This window comes from Candidatus Pantoea communis, assembly GCF_011752685.1.
Taxonomy (GTDB): domain Bacteria; phylum Pseudomonadota; class Gammaproteobacteria; order Enterobacterales; family Enterobacteriaceae; genus Pantoea; species Pantoea communis.
On the sequence record NZ_VWXC01000013.1, the window covers coordinates 66539 to 84561 of the forward strand.

General features: G+C 55.2%; 19 protein-coding genes. 3 read left to right on the plus strand and 16 right to left on the minus strand.

Annotated features, from left to right (window positions below; translation table 11 throughout):
- Positions 1-5: 5 nt before the first annotated feature.
- The 14 genes from F3J37_RS17510 to F3J37_RS17575 form a co-directional block, all read right to left on the minus strand.
- On the minus strand, positions 6-722 hold the full coding sequence (locus F3J37_RS17510) for an ABC transporter permease (RefSeq protein WP_034825106.1): 717 nt from the start codon (positions 720-722) through the stop codon (positions 6-8).
- Complete coding sequence (locus tag F3J37_RS17515) at positions 719-1405, minus strand: histidine ABC transporter permease HisQ (protein WP_038645701.1); 687 nt, start codon at positions 1403-1405, stop codon at positions 719-721. Before F3J37_RS17515 ends, F3J37_RS17510 begins: the two co-directional genes overlap by 4 nt.
- A 192-nt stretch (positions 1406-1597) precedes the next feature.
- A complete protein-coding gene (argT, locus tag F3J37_RS17520) occupies positions 1598-2380 on the minus strand; it encodes a lysine/arginine/ornithine ABC transporter substrate-binding protein ArgT (protein WP_034825110.1) in 783 nt (260 codons plus the stop codon).
- A 275-nt stretch (positions 2381-2655) separates the two neighbouring features.
- A complete protein-coding gene (locus F3J37_RS17525) occupies positions 2656-3225 on the minus strand; it encodes a UbiX family flavin prenyltransferase (RefSeq protein ID WP_038645698.1) in 570 nt (189 codons plus the stop codon).
- Between the two features lie 115 nt (positions 3226-3340).
- Entirely contained in the window at positions 3341-4858 is a 1518-nt protein-coding gene (gene purF, locus F3J37_RS17530; RefSeq protein WP_034825114.1) for an amidophosphoribosyltransferase, read from the minus strand.
- Positions 4859-4894: 36 nt separating this feature from the next.
- Complete coding sequence (gene cvpA / locus F3J37_RS17535) at positions 4895-5380, minus strand: colicin V production protein (protein ID WP_034825265.1); 486 nt, start codon at positions 5378-5380, stop codon at positions 4895-4897.
- Positions 5381-5631: 251 nt separating this feature from the next.
- The gene (gene dedD / locus F3J37_RS17540) at positions 5632-6387 is read right to left on the minus strand and encodes a cell division protein DedD (RefSeq protein ID WP_166934769.1); all 756 of its coding nucleotides are present in this window, start codon (positions 6385-6387) and stop codon (positions 5632-5634) included.
- Positions 6377-7645 (minus strand): bifunctional tetrahydrofolate synthase/dihydrofolate synthase, encoded by a 1269-nt coding sequence (folC, locus tag F3J37_RS17545; RefSeq protein WP_166934771.1) that lies wholly within the window; start codon positions 7643-7645, stop codon positions 6377-6379. Before folC ends, dedD begins: the two co-directional genes overlap by 11 nt.
- A gap of 189 nt (positions 7646-7834) precedes the next feature.
- Positions 7835-8743, minus strand: a complete 909-nt coding sequence (accD, locus tag F3J37_RS17550; protein ID WP_034825118.1) for an acetyl-CoA carboxylase, carboxyltransferase subunit beta — start codon at positions 8741-8743, stop codon at positions 7835-7837.
- A 132-nt stretch (positions 8744-8875) separates the two neighbouring features.
- Positions 8876-9538 (minus strand): DedA family protein, encoded by a 663-nt coding sequence (locus tag F3J37_RS17555; protein ID WP_166934773.1) that lies wholly within the window; start codon positions 9536-9538, stop codon positions 8876-8878.
- Positions 9539-9574: 36 nt separating this feature from the next.
- Entirely contained in the window at positions 9575-10381 is an 807-nt protein-coding gene (truA, locus tag F3J37_RS17560; RefSeq protein ID WP_160869153.1) for a tRNA pseudouridine(38-40) synthase TruA, read from the minus strand.
- The gene (locus F3J37_RS17565) at positions 10381-11391 is read right to left on the minus strand and encodes an aspartate-semialdehyde dehydrogenase (protein ID WP_058962341.1); all 1011 of its coding nucleotides are present in this window, start codon (positions 11389-11391) and stop codon (positions 10381-10383) included. The genes truA and F3J37_RS17565 overlap by 1 nt, the downstream gene beginning before the upstream one ends.
- 102 nt (positions 11392-11493) lie before the next feature.
- The gene (gene pdxB, locus F3J37_RS17570) at positions 11494-12618 is read right to left on the minus strand and encodes a 4-phosphoerythronate dehydrogenase PdxB (protein WP_166934775.1); all 1125 of its coding nucleotides are present in this window, start codon (positions 12616-12618) and stop codon (positions 11494-11496) included.
- Positions 12619-12676: 58 nt separating this feature from the next.
- Entirely contained in the window at positions 12677-13456 is a 780-nt protein-coding gene (locus F3J37_RS17575) for an AraC family transcriptional regulator (protein ID WP_166934777.1), read from the minus strand.
- A 95-nt stretch (positions 13457-13551) separates the two neighbouring features.
- Between F3J37_RS17575 and F3J37_RS17580 the strand changes: the two genes are divergently transcribed.
- Positions 13552-14457 (plus strand): DMT family transporter, encoded by a 906-nt coding sequence (locus F3J37_RS17580; RefSeq protein WP_166934779.1) that lies wholly within the window; start codon positions 13552-13554, stop codon positions 14455-14457.
- On the opposite strand, the gene F3J37_RS17585 is transcribed toward F3J37_RS17580, so the two are convergent.
- A complete protein-coding gene (locus tag F3J37_RS17585; protein ID WP_160869159.1) occupies positions 14444-15820 on the minus strand; it encodes a sensor histidine kinase N-terminal domain-containing protein in 1377 nt (458 codons plus the stop codon). The genes F3J37_RS17580 and F3J37_RS17585 overlap by 14 nt on opposite strands.
- On the minus strand, positions 15811-16482 hold the full coding sequence (gene tctD, locus F3J37_RS17590) for a transcriptional regulator TctD (protein ID WP_097116562.1): 672 nt from the start codon (positions 16480-16482) through the stop codon (positions 15811-15813). Before tctD ends, F3J37_RS17585 begins: the two co-directional genes overlap by 10 nt.
- A 120-nt stretch (positions 16483-16602) precedes the next feature.
- Between tctD and F3J37_RS17595 the strand changes: the two genes are divergently transcribed.
- Positions 16603-17580 carry a Bug family tripartite tricarboxylate transporter substrate binding protein gene (locus tag F3J37_RS17595; RefSeq protein WP_034825134.1) on the plus strand — a complete coding sequence of 326 codons (978 nt, stop codon included), beginning with the start codon at positions 16603-16605 and terminating at the stop codon, positions 17578-17580.
- Between the two features lie 11 nt (positions 17581-17591).
- Positions 17592-18023, plus strand: coding sequence for a tripartite tricarboxylate transporter TctB family protein (locus tag F3J37_RS17600; protein ID WP_034825136.1), 432 nt, complete (start codon positions 17592-17594; stop codon positions 18021-18023).

Sequence of the window (18023 nt, forward strand, 5' to 3'; positions counted from 1 at the left end):
GATACTCAATGCGATGAAGAAGGTTTCACGTGCGCCAGGAAGCGGCGTTCCGCCTTGCGGAACAGGCTAATCAGCACGTAAGAGATAATCAGATACAGCACCGCAGCGATGCCAAACGCGGTAAACGGCTGGTAGGTCGCCGAGTTGATATCACGCGCAATTTTCAGCAGATCCGGCACCGTGGCGGTAAATGCCAGCGCGGTGGAGTGCAGCATTAGGATCACTTCATTACTGTAGGCTGGCAGCGCGGTACGCAGCGCCGACGGTAGTATGATGCAGCGATACATTTTAAACGGGGAGAAACCGTAAGCGCGTGCCGCTTCAATTTCGCCATGGGGAACCGCGCGAATGGCCCCGGCAAAAATTTCGGTGGTGTAAGCGCAGGTGTTCAGCGTAAAGGCCAGCAGCGTACAGTTCAGGCCGCTGCGGAAGAAGGCATTCAGCAGCTCCGATCCTTTCACCACTTCCAGCGTATACATGCCGGAATAGAATACCAGCAGCTGGACATACAGCGGCGTACCACGGAAGACATAGGTGAACAGCCAGACGGGCGTTGAGATATAACGATTTGGCGATACACGCGCAATTGCCAGCAACACCGCCATACAACCACCGATCACCACGGAAAGAATCAACAACCACAACGTAATGGCGACGCCGGTAAAACGGTAACCATCGGTCCAGAGCAGCTGTTTCCAATACTCCTGAATAATATCGATCATAGCTCTGCCCTTTTCACACCCACCGTGTAGCGGCGTTCAAGCCACCACAGCACGCCGTTCGACAGCGTGGTAAACACCAGATAAATCACCCCCGCGACGATCGCGAAGTAGAACGGCTGCCAGGTACTTTTACCCGCCAGCTGCGTGGCTTTCACCACGTCTTCCAGCCCCAGCAGCGACACCAGCGCTGTGGCTTTGAGAATCACCTGCCAGTTATTGCCAATACCTGGTAACGCAAAACGCATCATCGCCGGGAACAAAATACGACGGAAAGTTTGCGAACCGGTGAAACCGAAAGCGGTAGCCGCTTCAATCTGCCCTTTTGGCACAGCGAGAAAAGCACCCCGGAAGGTTTCGGTGAAATAGGCACCATAGATGAAGCCAAGTGTGATGATACCGGCCACCATCGGATCGATATCAAACTGCGCCATGCCCAGCGCATCAGTGACCGTATTGAGAGCGATTTGCAGACCGTAGAAGATCAGCAACATCAAAACCAGATCAGGTACACCGCGGATTAAGGTGGTGTAGCCTTCAGCAATCATCACCAGCAGGCGACTGCGAGAGAGTTTGGCGCCAGCGCCCATTAAACCAAGCACTAAGGCAAGCACCACGGAGCTGAGTGCCAGCTCAAGGGTCACCAGGGTGCCTTTTAGGATTACTTCAGAATAGCCATACAGCATGGGTTCGATCCTGTCGTGAGGGAAAATAACAAACGCTGCCCAACTAACGGACAGTCCTGACCAGGATTTGAATCACAGGGTAGATGGCGGCAAGCGTATGAACCCCGGGAGTTTACATAAGTAAGCGCCCGGAGTGAATAGTTATGACCAACCCTGCTGCAAATCAATCATCAAGGTCAGAAAACAGGACAATTAATCGCCGTATACGTTGAAATCAAAGTACTTCTTCGCAATTTTGTCGTAAGTGCCATCTTTACGCATGGCATCGAACGCTTTGTCGATGGCTGCTTTCAGATCGGCATCGTCTTTGCGCAAGCCCATACCGGTACCGACACCAAAGATTTTGTCATCTTTAACCGCTGGACCGGCAAACGCATAGTTTTTGCCCACTGGCTGTTTCAGGAAGCCCTCGCTCGCCTGCACTTCATCCTGGAAAGCCGCATCGATACGACCTGCATCCAGATCCTGATACACCAGATCCTGGTTGGCGTATGGCGTCACGGTGACACCTTTTGGACGCCAGTTTTCGTTCGCGTAGGTTTCCTGAGTGGTACCCTGCAGCAAACCAATGTTTTTACCTTTCAGCGATTCGATGGTCGGTTGCAGGCTGGAACCTTTCTTCGCCACTAAACGCGCATTGGCGGCGTAAAGTTTTTCAGAGAAGGCGATCTCTTCCTGACGTTTCTCGGTGATGGAGAGAGAAGAGATGATAGCGTCGATCTTCTTCGCTTTCAGCGACGGGATCAGTGCATCAAAATCACTTTCCACATAAGTACATTTGGTCTCGATACGCTTACAGATTTCGTTCGCCAGATCGATGTCAAAGCCGACTAACTGGCCTTGTGCATTCTTGGATTCAAACGGCGGGTAGGTCGGGTCTGTCCCGATGCGCAGCGTTTTTGGTACCGCAGCGAACACGCTCGCAGCGCTGGACATGGCCAGCATCAGGGAAAGAGCCAGAACTCGCTTTTTCATAGGTAACCCTCAAGTGAAGTGCTTATTGTTATATGGTCGTGATGTGTGTTTGCGCTGAATGATTTGCAGGTTTCATGCCAGTTATGCAAAACGGCGAAAGCGTGCTCAGGCGCACTAAATACCGCGCCCTTCAGGGGCGCAAGCACTTAGTTTGTGAGGGAAATATAACAGCGGCGTGAGGAAGAAAAAGCGACATTGTTAACTTTTGGTGCACAAGATGCACGAAGAGTGATCGGGCACGCGAAATTGCACACAGTTAGTGCAAAATTGCACCATTATGCGCCATGCCAACGGGTAAACAGGTCTTGCGGCAGCTCAATATCGAATTGATCAATGACGCGATTGACGGTTTGATCGACCAGATCTTCAATTTTTTGTGGGCGGTGATAAAAAGCGGGCACCGGCGGCATGATCAGGGCGCCCAATTCCGCGGCCGTGGTCATCATGCGTAAATGCCCAAGATGCAGCGGCGTTTCGCGCACGCACAGGACCAGTTTACGCTGCTCCTTCAGCACCACATCGGCGGCGCGCGTCAGCAAACTATCACTGTAGCTGTGCACGATGCCGGAAAGGGTTTTCATTGAACAGGGTAAAATCACCATGCCAAGTGTCTTGAAGGAACCTGATGAGATGCTGGCAGCGATATCACGTACGTCATGCACCACATCAGCCAGTGCTTGCACATCACGCAGGCTGTAATCCGTTTCCAGCGATAACGTCTGACGCGCAGCCGGACTGATCACCAAATGGGTTTCCACATCGGCCAAAGGTTGCAGCACTTGCAACAATCGCACGCCGTATATCGCGCCACTGGCGCCGGAAATACCAATGATCAGTCGTTTCATTATTCAGCCCTGCCCGTTCAGATTGCGGCAATGATAGCCGCTCACTGAGCAAAAATACAAAAACAAACAGGGCGGAGTCTCCCCCGCCCTGTTAAAGATGAGCACCACGAGGCGGTTAGCCTTCGTTATGCAGCTCCAGACCTTCCACTTCGTTCTGACGCTGAATTGCTTTCGCATCGTCATTACGCAGTGACTGCAAATACTCGAGGTACTGCTGGTCGACATCTTTGGTGACGTAAACGCCGTTGAATACCGAGCACTCAAACTGTGCGATATCCGGGTTCTCTTCACGTACTGCTTCGATCAGATCATCGAGGTCCTGGAAGATCAGCGCATCGGCTTTGATCAGCTGGCGAATTTCTTCCACTTCACGACCATGCGCGATCAGTTCGGTAGCGCTCGGCATATCGATACCGTAGACGTTCGGGAAACGAATTTCCGGTGCGGCAGACGCCAGGTAAACACGTTTTGCACCGGCTTCGCGCGCCATTTCAATGATCTGCTCAGACGTGGTGCCACGCACGATGGAATCGTCAACCAGCAGCACGTTCTTATCACGGAACTCAGCACGGTTGGCGTTCAGTTTGCGGCGAATCGCGCTACGACGCATATGCTGGCCTGGCATGATAAAGGTGCGGCCCACATAGCGGTTTTTCACGAAGCCCTGACGATATGGCTTGTCGAGAATACGGGCGATTTCCAGCGCGGCATCAGTGGAGGTTTCCGGGATAGGAATCACCACATCGATATCCAGGTCTTCCCATTCGCGGGCAATTTTCTGACCGAGTTTGGTGCCCATACGCACACGTGCGCTGTAGACCGACACCTTATCAAGGAAGGAGTCTGGACGCGCAAAGTAGACGTATTCGAACAGGCAAGGGTTGGTTTTGGGATTCTCAGCACACTGGCGCGTGGAGAGTTGTCCCTGCTCGGTGATGTACACCGCTTCACCAGGCGCCACATCGCGGATGAACTCGAAGCCTAAAGTATCCAGTGCTACGCTTTCAGACGCTACCATATATTCGGTGCGACCATCAGCAATCACGCGTTTACCCAGCACTAATGGGCGAATCCCGTTTGGATCGCGGAACGCAACTAAACCATGGCCAATAATCATCGAAACCACTGCGTAAGCGCCGCGCACCTGTTGGTGCACTGCCGCTACCGCAGCAAAAATGTTGTCAGCTTCCAACGGGTCATGCTGGAAACGGTCGAGCTCCTGCGCAAAGATGTTCAGCAGGATTTCAGAATCAGAGGTGGTGTTAACGTGACGGCGACCCACTTCGAACAGATGCTTACGCAGTTCGTGCGCGTTGGTCAGGTTGCCGTTGTGCGCCAGCGTGATGCCATACGGGGAGTTTACGTAGAAAGGCTGCGCTTCAGAAGCGCTGGAACTGCCCGCGGTTGGATAGCGAACATGGCCAATCCCGATATTACCCTGCAAACGCTGCATGTGGCGTGCTTCGAAGACATCGCTCACCAGGCCATTCGCTTTACGCAGACGGAAGCAGTTAAGCGCATCGATGGTACAAATGCCGGCGGCATCTTGCCCGCGGTGCTGCAGCACCGTTAACGCGTCATAGATCGACTGGTTTACTGGCATAAAACCGGTGATACCAACAATACCGCACATGTTGTCATTTCCTCATTGGCCGCACTCCCGGTGGCGTTACCGGGGTATAAAACTGGACGTGCTTTTCAGGTAATCGAAAAACCACCTGATGATGTAACTGAACTGGGGAATGAGTTGCGACTGTTGCCAGTCCGGGCTTTTGGAAAAGCCGGTGAATGTATCGAGGAAGAAGAGCATAGCGGAAACAATCAGCACGCCACGCAACGCCCCGAAACAGACCCCCAACACCCTGTCGGTTCCCGACAAGCCGGTTTTTTCAACCAGCGAGCCGATCACATAGTTCACGATGGCACCCACAATCAGAGTGGCAACGAATAACACCGCTATCGCGATGCCGTTGCGAACCAGTTCGTCGTCAAAACCTGTAAACCAGACTGCAAGGTAGGTGTAGTAATGACTGGCGACAAAAAACGCACATCCCCAGGTAACGAGAGATAAGGCTTCCCGGACAAACCCACGAATCAGGCTGACCAGAGCCGAAAAACCAACTACCGCAATAATGACGTAATCAATCCAGATCATGAACGCTTCCAACCCAGTGCTTATGCACCCCTGCATCCAGTTCGGGGCGCATTCTAACAGAAAAAGAAAACGTTTGCGTAGGGTTTTCCGGTTCTGTATCCATAAAAAGGGCGATGAAAAAAACTTTCCTCGCCCTGAGTAAAATCAGCAATTTAACTCACTGATATAAAACAGCTTTACCACAACATTTTCGCTTAACCGCTTGTGCTATACCGCGCCTTTTACTGCTATCGGCGCGGCTTATCACAGCATTAACGCGTGCCGTACGGTTTCACCACGCCACCGAGCCCGGAGATGCTTTGTAGCTCACTCAGCGAACTCTGCAGCTTCGCTTTTGAGGCATCCGGCCCCACATAAATGCGCGTGATTTGTCCCTGCACCGGCGTGGATGGCACGGTAAAGGCACGATATCCTGACAGACGCAGTTGCGCCACAATCTCACTGACCTTGGCCGCGTTCTTTAGCGCACCCAGCTGAACCACAAACGCCTGCCCCGCAGGAGCCGCTTCCGGTTCACTCTGTTTCGGTGTTTCGACCGCTTTTGGCTGCTCAACCGGTTTCGGTTGTTCTACCACTTTGGGCTTCGGTTGTTCGACCGGTTTTGGCTTCGGCTGTTCAACCGGCTTAGGTTTGGGCTGCTCGACCACTTTTGGCTTCGGCTGCTCAACCGGCTTCATCTGCTGATGCACCGGCGGCGGTGTCACCAGCGTAGGCTCGCTGTTCTGCACCGGTTGCGCATTGCCATTGCTGGCCGAGCTGCTGGCATTACCGTTATCCGGGGTTTGCGCCGTGCTCGCCCCTTCCGGCGGCTGCGCCGGGAGCGGTTGCGTCACCGGCGGCACCATTTCGCTATCCTGCTGATCGTCCGGCTTTGGCACCAGCGGAATCGCCGCGAACTCTTCTTTGTAATGCTTTTTCTTGCCGTCGAGCAGCCCCGGCAGCACGATGACGCCAATCGCCACCAAAATGACGGTACCGACTAAGCGATTTTGAAACTTACTTGCCACTGCCATTCTCCGCTGACATCGATTCCATAACCTGTGCAACGGTGTGGAAAGAACCACACACCAGAATCACATCCTCAGGCGCGGCTTGCTGACGCGCGGCCTGCCATGCTGCATCGACGTTATCATACGCATTGCCACCTTCAAGGTGGGCGATCAGCTCATCGGCGGTGGCGCCACGCGGACCGTCAAGCGGTGCACAGAACCAGCGATCCACCTGCGGTGCCAGCGCGGCCAGCGTCCCCGCGATGTCCTTGTCATGCAACATGCCGACCACTGCATGCACTTTACCGCTTTTCGGCAACTCCGCCAGACGTGAAGCCAGATAATGCGCCGCATGCGGATTATGCGCCACATCGAGAATCACGCGCGGGCTTTCACTCACCGTCTGGAAGCGCCCAGGCAGAATCGCTAAGGGCAAATGTTCGCGGATCACCGCTTCGCTGACATTGAGTCCTGATGCGCGCAGCGCGGTGATCGCGGTCGCCGCATTGGGCAACGGCACCTGCGGCAACGGCAGGTCGCGCAGTTCACCGTGTCTATCCTGCAACGTCCAGCTATTTTCCTGCTTCTGCCACTGCCAGTCACGGTTGATTTGCAGCAGCTGCGCGCCCTTCTCCGCCGCGACTTCGGCGATGGTGTGCGGCATATCGGCTTCACCGACGACTGCAGGTTTGCCACCACGGAACACGCCGGCTTTTTCGCGACCAATGCTTTCGCGATCCGGCCCCAGCCAATCGGTGTGATCGAGCGCGATGCTGGTGATCACCGCAACATCCGCATCGATGATATTGGTGGCATCAAGACGTCCGCCAAGACCCACTTCGAGGATCACCACATCAAGATTGGCCTCACGGAACAGATTCAGTGCAGAGAGGGTGCCGAATTCAAAGTAGGTGAGTGAAATGTCACCGCGTCCAGCTTCAATACTGGCGAAACTGGCGCTGTGCAGCGCTTCATCCAGCTCGGAGCCCTGCACGCGCACGCGTTCGGTGTAGCGCACCAGATGCGGCGAGCTATACACGCCCACGCGATAGCCTGCGGCCATCAAAAGCGTTTCCAGCGTGCGGCAGGTGGTGCCTTTGCCATTGGTACCGGCAACGGTGAAGATAAACGGAGCGGGTTTTAGCAGATCAAGGCGTGCGGCGACGCGTTGAATACGATCCAGGCCCAATTCGATGGCCTGTGAATGCAGGTGTTCAAGATAATGAAGCCACGTGGCCAAAGGCGACGTGGCTTGAGGAAGCTGCAGAGTGTCCATGTGTCCCGTTTACTCATCTTACACATCGTCATTCAAGCCGCAGCGGCGTGGGCTGCACTCAATCACCCCCGATCCCTTACTGGGTAAGCTGCCGGGGCTTCATTCGTTTGCCGCCTTGCTGCAACTCGAATGACTGGGTGTTTACGGTTCATTGGTGAAAAGCGTTTAACCACCGCTTTTCGTTGCCTGTCAGGCCTCGTTGCTCTCTGGCACAGCCGTAGAAGGCTGATCACCATCCTGCAGCGGCGCTGGCAGGTTCATCATTTTCGCCAGCAGGCTGGCCAGCTTAAAGCGCATTTCCGGACGACGGATGATCATGTCGATCGCGCCTTTTTCGATCAGGAACTCACTGCGCTGGAAGCCCGGTGGCAGTTTCTCACGCACGGTCTGTTCGATAACGCGTGGACCGGCAAAGCCAATCAGCGCTTTCGGTTCAGCAACGTTCAAATCGCCCAGCATCGCGAAGCTGGCAGACACACCGCCCATGGTTGGGTCGGTCAGCACGGAGATGTACGGCAAGCCGCGCTCCTGCATTTTCGCCAGCGCTGCGCTGGTTTTTGCCATCTGCATCAGCGACTGTAACGCTTCCTGCATACGGGCACCGCCACTGGCAGAGAAGCAGATCAGCGGGCAGTTATCTTCCAGTGCCTGCTCAACGCCACGCACAAAGCGCGCGCCAACCACAGAGCCCATTGAGCCGCCCATAAAGGAGAACTCAAAAGCCACCGCCACCACGGGCATACCGTGCAGGGTGCCTTTCATGGCGATCAGAGCATCTTTCTCACCGGTGTCTTTCTGTGCGGCAACCAGACGATCTTTGTACTTCTTAGAATCGCGGAACTTGAGCAGATCCTTCGGTTCCAGCTCGCTGCCTAATTCAACCAGAGAACCTTCATCCAGCATGGTGTGCAGACGCTCACGGGCGTGCATGCGCATGTGGTGGTCGCACTTCGGGCAGACCTCGAGGTTACGCTCCAGTTCGGCGCGGTACAGCACCTGACCACAGCTATCGCATTTGGTCCAGACCCCTTCCGGGATACTGGCTTTGCGCGTTGGCGTGGTGGTACTTTTATTCAGTATGCGTTCAATCCAGCTCATTGATGACCTTTCTGTTTAATGCTGACCTGGTCCAGTCTTCTTGTGACTGCTGAAATCACCTTCAGCAGGCCGTAAATGTCGCTCATTAAACCACAACCCGTTCACGCTGTGGATAAAAATCTGGTGACAGCCTTACTGTGGCTTCTGCTGACGTGCCTGACGGCGATGGCGCCATACTTCAATCACGCCTGGCAAAACTGAGACCACAATGATGCCAACAATCAGCAGTTTTAGGTTCTCCTGTACCACCGGCAAATCACCAAACAGGTAACCGGCATAGGAGAACAACAGCACCCACAGCAGTGCGCCCGTCACGTTGAAGAGCGCAAAGTGGCGATAAGACATGTGTCCCATCCCCGCCACAAAGGGGGCAAAGGTTCGCACGATTGGTACAAAGCGCGCAAGTATAATGGTTTTGCCACCGTGGCGATCGTAGAAGGCGTGGGTCTTATCCAGATAGCTGCGACGAAAAATTTTCGAGTTCGGATTGCTGAACAACTTCTCACCGAACAACCGACCAATAGTGTAGTTCACCGCATCGCCGAGGATGGCAGCAATCACCAGCAGCGTGACCATTAAATGCACGTTGAGATCGTTACCCGGCAGTGCCGCCAGCGCGCCAGCAACAAACAGTAACGAATCCCCTGGCAGGAAAGGCGTGACTACCAGGCCGGTTTCGCAGAACAGGATCAGGAACAGAATGGCGTAAATCCAGACGCCGTACTGCGCCACCAGTTCGGCTAAATGCACATCAATATGGAGAATAAAGTCGATCAAAAAGTGGATGAATTCCATAATGTTCCGGCTCCCAAACATCCTTACTCATTTAATTTAATCTGCGAGGAACAACGGTCCCAACGCAGGCTGAGGTAACGCAAAGTGAGATGGGTAATCCACCGCCACCAAATACAACCCCTCGGCTTTAGCGGTCGCTGCCGCCAGAGTACGATCTTTTGCCGCCAGCAACTCAGCCATCCAGCTTTCCGGCTGGTTGCCGCAGCCAATTTCCATCAGGCTGCCGACAATATTGCGCACCATGTGGTGCACGAACGCGTTGGCTTTGATATCGACAATCACATAAGGTCCGTAACGTGTGACGTTAAGGTGCATCACGTTGCGCCACGGCGTGCGCGACTGGCACTGCACCGCACGGAACGAGGTGAAGTCGTTCTCGCCAATTAAACACTGACCGGCACGCTGCATTTTCTCGACATCCAGCGGATGATAAAAATGGGTGATGCCGTTGCCAAGAATCGCCGGTCGCAGCCGCTGATTGAAAATCACATAGCGGTAACGACGCGCGGTGGCGCTGAAGCGGGCATGAAATTCATCCGGCACCGCTTTCACCCAACGCACCGCGATGTCATCCGGCAGGTTGGCATTGACGCCCAGTGTCCAGGCGCTGTCGGCGCGCTGCGAGGTAGTTTCGAAATGCACCACTTGCCCGGTACCGTGCACACCGGCATCCGTGCGTCCGGCGCAGAACACCACCACCGGGTGATTCGCCACTTTCGACAGCGCTTTTTCCAGCTTTTCCTGCACGCTGCGCACTTCGTTCTGTCGCTGCCAGCCGTAGTAACGGCTGCCGTCGTACTCAATGCCTAACGCCAGCTTAAATGTCGTTTCTTCAGACAACATTAATAGAAGTACTCCTGCACCAATTTCTCAGCGGTTTTTACCGCCATCAGTGCGCCGCCGAAACGAACGTTGTCAGCCACGGACCAGAATTGCAGCAGCTCAGGGAGACCGTAATCATTACGCACATTGCCAATGCTCAGCGCATCATTGCCTGATGCATCGCTGACGGGCGTCGGATATTCACCGTCCTCACTGAGGTTGATGTCATCAGCACGCGCCAGTTCATCTCGCGCTTCTTCTGCTGACAGCGGACGTAAATTTTCGACATGCACAATCTGCGTGTTGCCGTAAAACACTGGTGCCTGCACGCTGCTGACGGCAATTGGCAAGCCTTCGTCCTGCAGCACTTTGCGCACCTGATCCACCAGACGACGTTCACTCTCCACGCTGCCATGGCTATCCGCTAACTGCGGCAACAGGTTGAACGCCAACTGACGACCAAAATAGTGCTCATCTGCCGGTACACCATTCAGCAAACGTGCGCTTTCGCCCGCCAGGCCATCCACTGCCGCTTTACCGTGGCTGGAAACCGACATCAGATTGGTCACCTGCAAACGGCTTAACCCCGCCGTATCCACCAGCGGTTTGATAGCGCTTAACAGCTGGCTTACCAGCGCATCGGCCACCGTCACGATATTGCGATTGCGATAATCGGCCAGCACCTGCGGGTTCACATCAGGCACCACCAGCGGGACATCCGGCTCCAGCGCGAACAGATCGCTGCTGTCGATCACCAGGCAACCCTGGCTCGCGGCTTCATCCGCGTAACGCGCGGAAGCTTCACGTCCGGCAGCGAAAAACGCCAGCTGCGCCTGCGTCCAGTCAAATTCAGCCGCATCCTGCACGCGCAGGGTGCGACCATCAAAACGCACACTTTCACCGGCGCTGTTTTCGCTCGCCAGCAGATACAATTCACCAACCGGGAACTGGCGTTCTGCCAGCAATTCCAGTACAGCGTTCCCTACTGCGCCTGTTGCGCCCAATAGCGCAATATTCCAGCCGTCAGACATGTTGGTTTACTCCAGACAATGACATAAAAACAGAAGGCGGTGATGACACCGCCTGACATTTAAGACTTTTCCCGCGCGAAAACGCAGGGGATTGATTTAACTTTACAAACTGGCGCGGAAACCGAGCTTTTCCAGCATCGCGGCACTATCGGCATCATCACATTTCACCTGCAGTGACGACCATTCACGACGCTCTTCATACTGCTTGCGCAGGCGATCAAACTCGCCCGGTTTGGCAGCCACTTTTCGCAGTGGCGCATCGTCGCGGCGCACATCATACACCAGGTGCACCAGTCGTTTCAGCGTTGGCTGATCGAGCTTGCCGTGCAGCGTAATGGTGCCAAATTCCGGTGCAGGCAACAGAGTCTCCAGCGCGACCTGTTGCGGCTGACCGATAAACGCGCACCAGGCTTCGAATACCTGAGTGGTGCCACGCGCCTTGCCTTCCAGCGTATAGCCCGCGATATGCGCTGTAGCGATATCCACTTTATCCAACAGATCGAGGTTCAGATCCGGCTCCGGTTCCCACACATCCAGCACCACGCTGAGATCGTCGCGCATTCTCAGCACTTCCAGTAGCTCAGTGTTATCGACGACCGGACCACGGCAGGCATTGATCAGGATGGTGTTCGGTTTGAGCGCCATCAGCAGAGCCATGTCGGCCAGATGCCAGCTTTTATAGGGGCCGTCTTTAAATAGCGGTGTGTGGAAGGTCAGAATATCGGCCTGTGCCGCCAGCTCATCCAGCGAGTGAAACGTTTCCTTATCGCCACGATCTGCACGCGGCGGATCACACAGCAGGGTTTTCACGCCCCAGGCTTCAAGGCGTTTTTGCAGACGACCGCCGACATTACCGACGCCGACAATACCCACGGTACGATCGCGCAGTTCAAAACCATCGCGCTCGGCCAGCAGCAGCAATGAGGAGAACACATACTCCACCACCGCAATTGCGTTACAGCCGGGTGCCGCCGAGAAGGCAATGCCGGCGGCCGCCAGCGATGCATCATCGACATGGTCAGTGCCTGCTGTCGCGGTACCGACAAATTTCACTGGCGTACCGGACAGCAGCGCCGCATTCACTTTAGTCACCGAGCGCACCATCAGTCCGCTGGCATCCTGTAACTCTGCTTCGGGTAACGGACGTCCCGGCACGGCCAATACTTCACCCGTGCGACTGAAGAGTTCACGAGCGTAAGGCATGTTTTCATCGACGAGAATTTTCACTGCGGCGGTCCTGTCTGCTGAGGCGTTTGAGGCGCGTATTCTTACATAAAGCTGGGGATTAACCTAACCGGCTGCGATAGCGATCCGGCGTGGTGCCGGCCTGCTGCTGGAACATCACAATCAGCGCCGACGACGAGCTATAACCCAGTTCGTGTGCAATGCCCTGCACGCTGCAACCCTGCTCCAGCAGCGCAATGGCACGCAAAAACCGTAAACGCTGCCGCCATTCGCTGAAAGACATCTTCAACTGCTGCTGACAACGTCGCGCCAGCGTACGCTCGGTGGTGAACACATGCTTCGCCCATTGTGCCAGCGTGGTGTTATCGCCGGGATTTTCTTCCAGCGCGCGCAAAATGGGCGCGAGAAATTTGTCGTCCGACAAGGGCAAATAGCTGGTGTGCACCGGTGCCTGACGCAGACGATCAATCAAGACTTCACACAGTCGCCAGTCCGCTTCCGTTTGAGGCTGCTCCAACTCACGCTGTGCAAAATCATTCATGATGGCGTGCACAATCGCATCAACGTGCAGTAAACAGGCATTGTCGGGCATCCCCGCACAGAGATCGGCGGCGAGATTGAAGGTGCGGAACTGGGCATGGCAATGGTTATAGCTGCTGTGGCGCTGTTCTGGCGGGATCCAGATCGGCATATCAGCGGGCGTTAATAACCGTTCCCCCTCCACTTCCATCTCTAGCACGTGGCTGGTGACAAAAATCACCTGACCCCAACTGTGCAGATGCGGGAGATATTCAGTTTTCGCGTTAGCCTGCTCGTAGCGCATAAAATAGCGCAGTAGCGGCGCATCAATCGGCGGCTGATACTCGATCTGTAAATTCATTCTGTCCGGTCACTAACGAATATTGTCCGATTTTAACTATCTGAACAAAACCGGTCAAATGTAAACTATTCGCGATTAAACTCAGGAGTCGTACGATGAATTTACTGTTTCCGCTGATTGCGGTGATGATCTGGTCGATCAACACCATCGTCAGCAAACTCTCTGCCGGGAGCATCGATCCTGCCGCCATCTCCTTCTATCGCTGGCTGCTGGCACTCATCGTGCTGGCCCCCTTCAGCCTGCCCGGCGTGTGGCGTCATCGCCATGCCGTTAAGGCCAATCTGTGGCGATTATTGATCCTCGGCCTGCTGGGCATGGCGCTATACCAAAGTCTCGCCTACTATGCCGCCCACAGCGTGTCGGCGGTGATGATGGGTATATTGGGTGCCACGATTCCGTTACTGACCATCCTGCTCAGCCTGTTCGTTTTACGCCTTGCGCCGACGCGCGGCATTTTGATCGGCGGCCTGTTGTCCTTTGCCGGTTTGGTATGGCTGGTGAGTGAAGGGAATCCAGCTCAGTTGCTGAATCAGCGTCTGGGCAACGGCGAGTTGATGATGCTGGCGGCTTCCACCTCGTATGCGCTTTACGGTGTGCTGACCAAACGCTGGGCGATCCCTCTGCCGACCTGGCAGAGCCTGTACGTGCAGATTTTCTTTGGTGTGTTGCTGTTACTGCCTGGATTCTTGCGCGCACCGGACGTCACGCTGAACTTGCATAACATTCCGCTGGTGCTGTTTGCCGGGCTTTTCGCGTCCATTATCGCGCCGTTCTTGTGGATCCTTGGTGTGCAACGTCTCGGTGCCAGTACCACCACCATTTTTATGAATTTTGTGCCCGCGTTTACCGCCATCATTGCCGTGCTGTTCCTGCATGAGCAACTGCACGCCTATCACTGGATTGGCGGCGGGATGACGTTGGTGGGGGTGATTCTGGCGCAACGGTTGAAAACACCGCTGCGCAAGCCACGTGAACGCACCGTTCAGCTCAGCGAAAGCTGATGATGATGCGCAGCCCGCCCAGTTGCGGGCTGCGATCCAGCAGCAACTGCGCACCGTGCCAGGCACAAATATCTTTGACCAGCGCCAGCCCGATGCCCGCACCGGGCTGGCTGGCATTATCCAGGCGACCAAACGGCTGCAATGCCTGATGCTGTTGTGCCGCACTAATGCCCGGCCCGCTGTCCTCAATTTCCAGCTGTTTCTCCCGCAATCGCGCCGTGACGATCCCACCTTCTGGTGTGTATTTAATCGCATTGTCCAGCAGGTTGGCACAGAGTTCGGCCAGTAATAAGCCATCGCCTTGCACCACACAGGGAATGTCGCCTTCAAATCCCAGATCGATGTGTTTGTGGCGCGCGCCGGCATAGCTGCTGAAACATGCCTGTTCCACAATTTCATTCAAACTGACCCGAGAAAAAGGCTTGTCCTCACCGTGCCGGGCTTTAATTTGTGCCAATTGTAATAACCGATCGGTGAGTTGCACCGTATCGTTGAGCGTATGGCGCATGCCAAGCAAACTTTCCCGCCACTGCGCAGGATCATCACTGTTGAGCGCAACGCCAACCTGTGTTTTTAAAATAGTGAGCGGTGTACGTAATTGGTGTGAAACGTCGGCACTAAAACGTTCCTGTCGTGCCAGCAAACCGCGCAGTCGTTCCAGATGTCGATTAAAGGCAATAATTAACGGCTGCAATTCCGACCAGGGCAATAGCGACGGCAAAGGCGTCAACTCACCTGGCGCACGTCGTAGCATGATGCGCGATAATCGGCGCAGCGGCCGCAACACTTTGCGTAATAACAGGCTGGCTAACAGCAAGGTAATCAACACCAGAAAGCTTTGACTGATCAACGCGGTGCGCAATAATCCTTCCGCAAACCCATGGCGAGAGTTCAGGGTTTCCGCCACCAGAACCAGCGCCATCCCCTCTACGCCCTGCTCGTTTACCGGTTGCCATAACGCCGCAATCCGAATCGGCTGCTTACGGTAGCTGCCATCGTAAAAGTGGACTAATGCGGGATAGGCTTCAGAAAGCGGCGCGTTGCGCGGTAAAGGGGGCAGATCGGGGTAACCTGAAAGGGTTTTGCCTTGCGGCGAGATCACCTGATAGAACAGCTGATCGTTCATGTTGCGCTCAAAACTGTCGAGCACCACCCAAGGCACGTCCACTTCAAGATGGTTTTGCCGTACCACCAGCCTTTCCGCCACCGTGCGGGCCGAGGCGAGAAGTGAGCGATCGTAGGCTTGATTCGCCGCCTGCAGCGCACTTTGGTAATGGGTATAAACCGACAACCCCCACAGCAGCATCAACGGAGCGCCCAGCCACAGCAACAGTTCACCACGCAGCGAATGGCTCAGGCGCACGGCTGGCACTCCAGACTGTATCCCAGCCCACGTAGCGTCACGATCGCGACATCGCTGCCCTGCAGCTTTTTCCGCACCCGATGCACATACAGCTCAATGCTTTCCAGGCTGGCTTCATCGGTTAGGGTAAAGGTCTGTTCATAAAGATGCTGGCGTGACACCGGACGTCCAGGGCGTTGCATCAAAGTCGAGAGCACGCTGGCTTCACGCGGGGTGAGCATCAACGGTTTATGATTCAGCAGAAAATAGCCTTCGCCGTCGCGCTCCAGCTGGCCCACGGTCTGCGATTGCGCAGTCTGCCCCTGGCTGCGACGCAACAGCGCCCGCAGGCGCGCTTCCAGCTCATCCAGTTCAAAGGGTTTAGTGAGATAGTCGTCCGCGCCCGCATTGAGGCCCTGCACGCGCTGTTCCAGCGCACTTTTAGCCGTGAGCAACAATACCGGCGTGGTTTGCCCACGCTTACGCAAACGCGCCAGCACCGCCAGACCATCCAGCCGTGGCAGTGATACATCCAGCACCACCACCGCATAGTCTTCGCTCTGCAACACATGGTCTGCCGCCAGGCCATCCGCGACCCAATCCACGGCAAAACCTTTCTGTGTCAGCGCTTTTTGCAGCCAGCTGGCCAGGTCAACCGTATCTTCCACCAGTAAGAGACGCATATCACATCCTGATACTTTTCCCGAGCACTGAAAGGTAAATGAAAGGTTACACCATTAACAATTCAGCAACGCCGAATGTTCGGCAGTTGTCACACTCTGGAAGCATGAATGGAGCGAATAATGAAAAAAATCTTACCCCTCGCCCTCGCCTCAACCCTCGTGGCTTTGTCGATCTCTTCTGCGCTGGCGGAAGCGCCAGACCGGACAGAATGTATCGCCCCCGCCAAACCCGGCGGTGGCTTTGATCTGACCTGTAAGTTGATTCAGGTTTCCATGCAGGAAACCGGCGAAATCAGTAAACCGATGCGCGTGACCTATATGCCCGGCGGTGTGGGAGCGGTGGCTTACAACGCCATCATTGCTCAGCGCCCCGCCGAAGCAGGCACGCTGGTGGCCTTCTCCGGCGGTTCGTTGCTCAATCTCTCTCAGGGCAAGTTTGGCCGCTATTCAGAAAGCGACGTGAAGTGGCTGGCTGCCGTCGGCACCGATTATGGCATCGTCGCGGTACGCAATGACGCCCCATGGAAAAACCTCGGTGAACTGATGGAAGCCATGAAGAGCGATCCCACCAAAGTGGTGGTCGGCGCAGGTGCTTCGATCGGGAGTCAGGACTGGATGAAAACCGCCCTGCTGGCTCGCGAAGCGGGCATCGACCCACGCAAGATGCGCTATGTCGCGTTTGAGGGCGGTGGCGAGCCGGTAACGGCTCTGCTTGGCAACCATATTCAGGTGGTCTCCGGGGATATGAGCGAGATGGTGCCACATTTGCAAGCCGGCAAGTTGCGCGTGCTGGCAGTGATGTCTGATAAACGCTTACCGGGTGAACTGGCGAGTGTGCCAACTGCCAAAGAGCAAGGCTATAACGTCGAATGGCCGATTATTCGCGGCTATTACCTCGGTCCGAAAGTGACTGACGCGGAATATCAGTGGTGGGAAGACGCGTTCAAAAAATTGGTGACCACCAAAGAATTCCAGCAACAGCGAGATATGCGCGGACTGTTTGAATTCAACATGTTCGGCAGCGAGCTGGATGCCTACGTGAAAAAACAGGTGGCTGATTATCGCGAAAAAGCCAAATCCTTTGGCCTGGCCAAATAACGGAGTCGATGATGAGCGATCGTATCTTCGCCGGTATCTGGCTGCTGCTGTGCATTGCCGGGCTGTTTATTGCCTGGCAAATCCAGAGTGAATACAGCTATGAACCGGTCGGCCCACGCCCTTTCCCGATGCTGCTGCTGGGATTAATGGCGATTTGCGCCGTGATGATGTTACTGCGCAAACCCGATCTGGTGCAGTGGCCTTCCGCCGCCACACTGAAAAAGTTAGTGCTGATGTGCGTCATGCTGATGGTATATGGCTGGCTGTTTGAGCGTCTGGGTTTTGCTGCATGCACCACGCTGCTGACCTTTGGCATTGGGCTGTTGTTTGGCGCGCGCTGGTGGGCGGCTGCGGTGTCCGGTGTGGTGATGGGCATAGCACTGTTTTATGCCTTTGACCGCCTGCTCGATGTCACCTTGCCCGTCGGCAGCTGGTTCAATTAA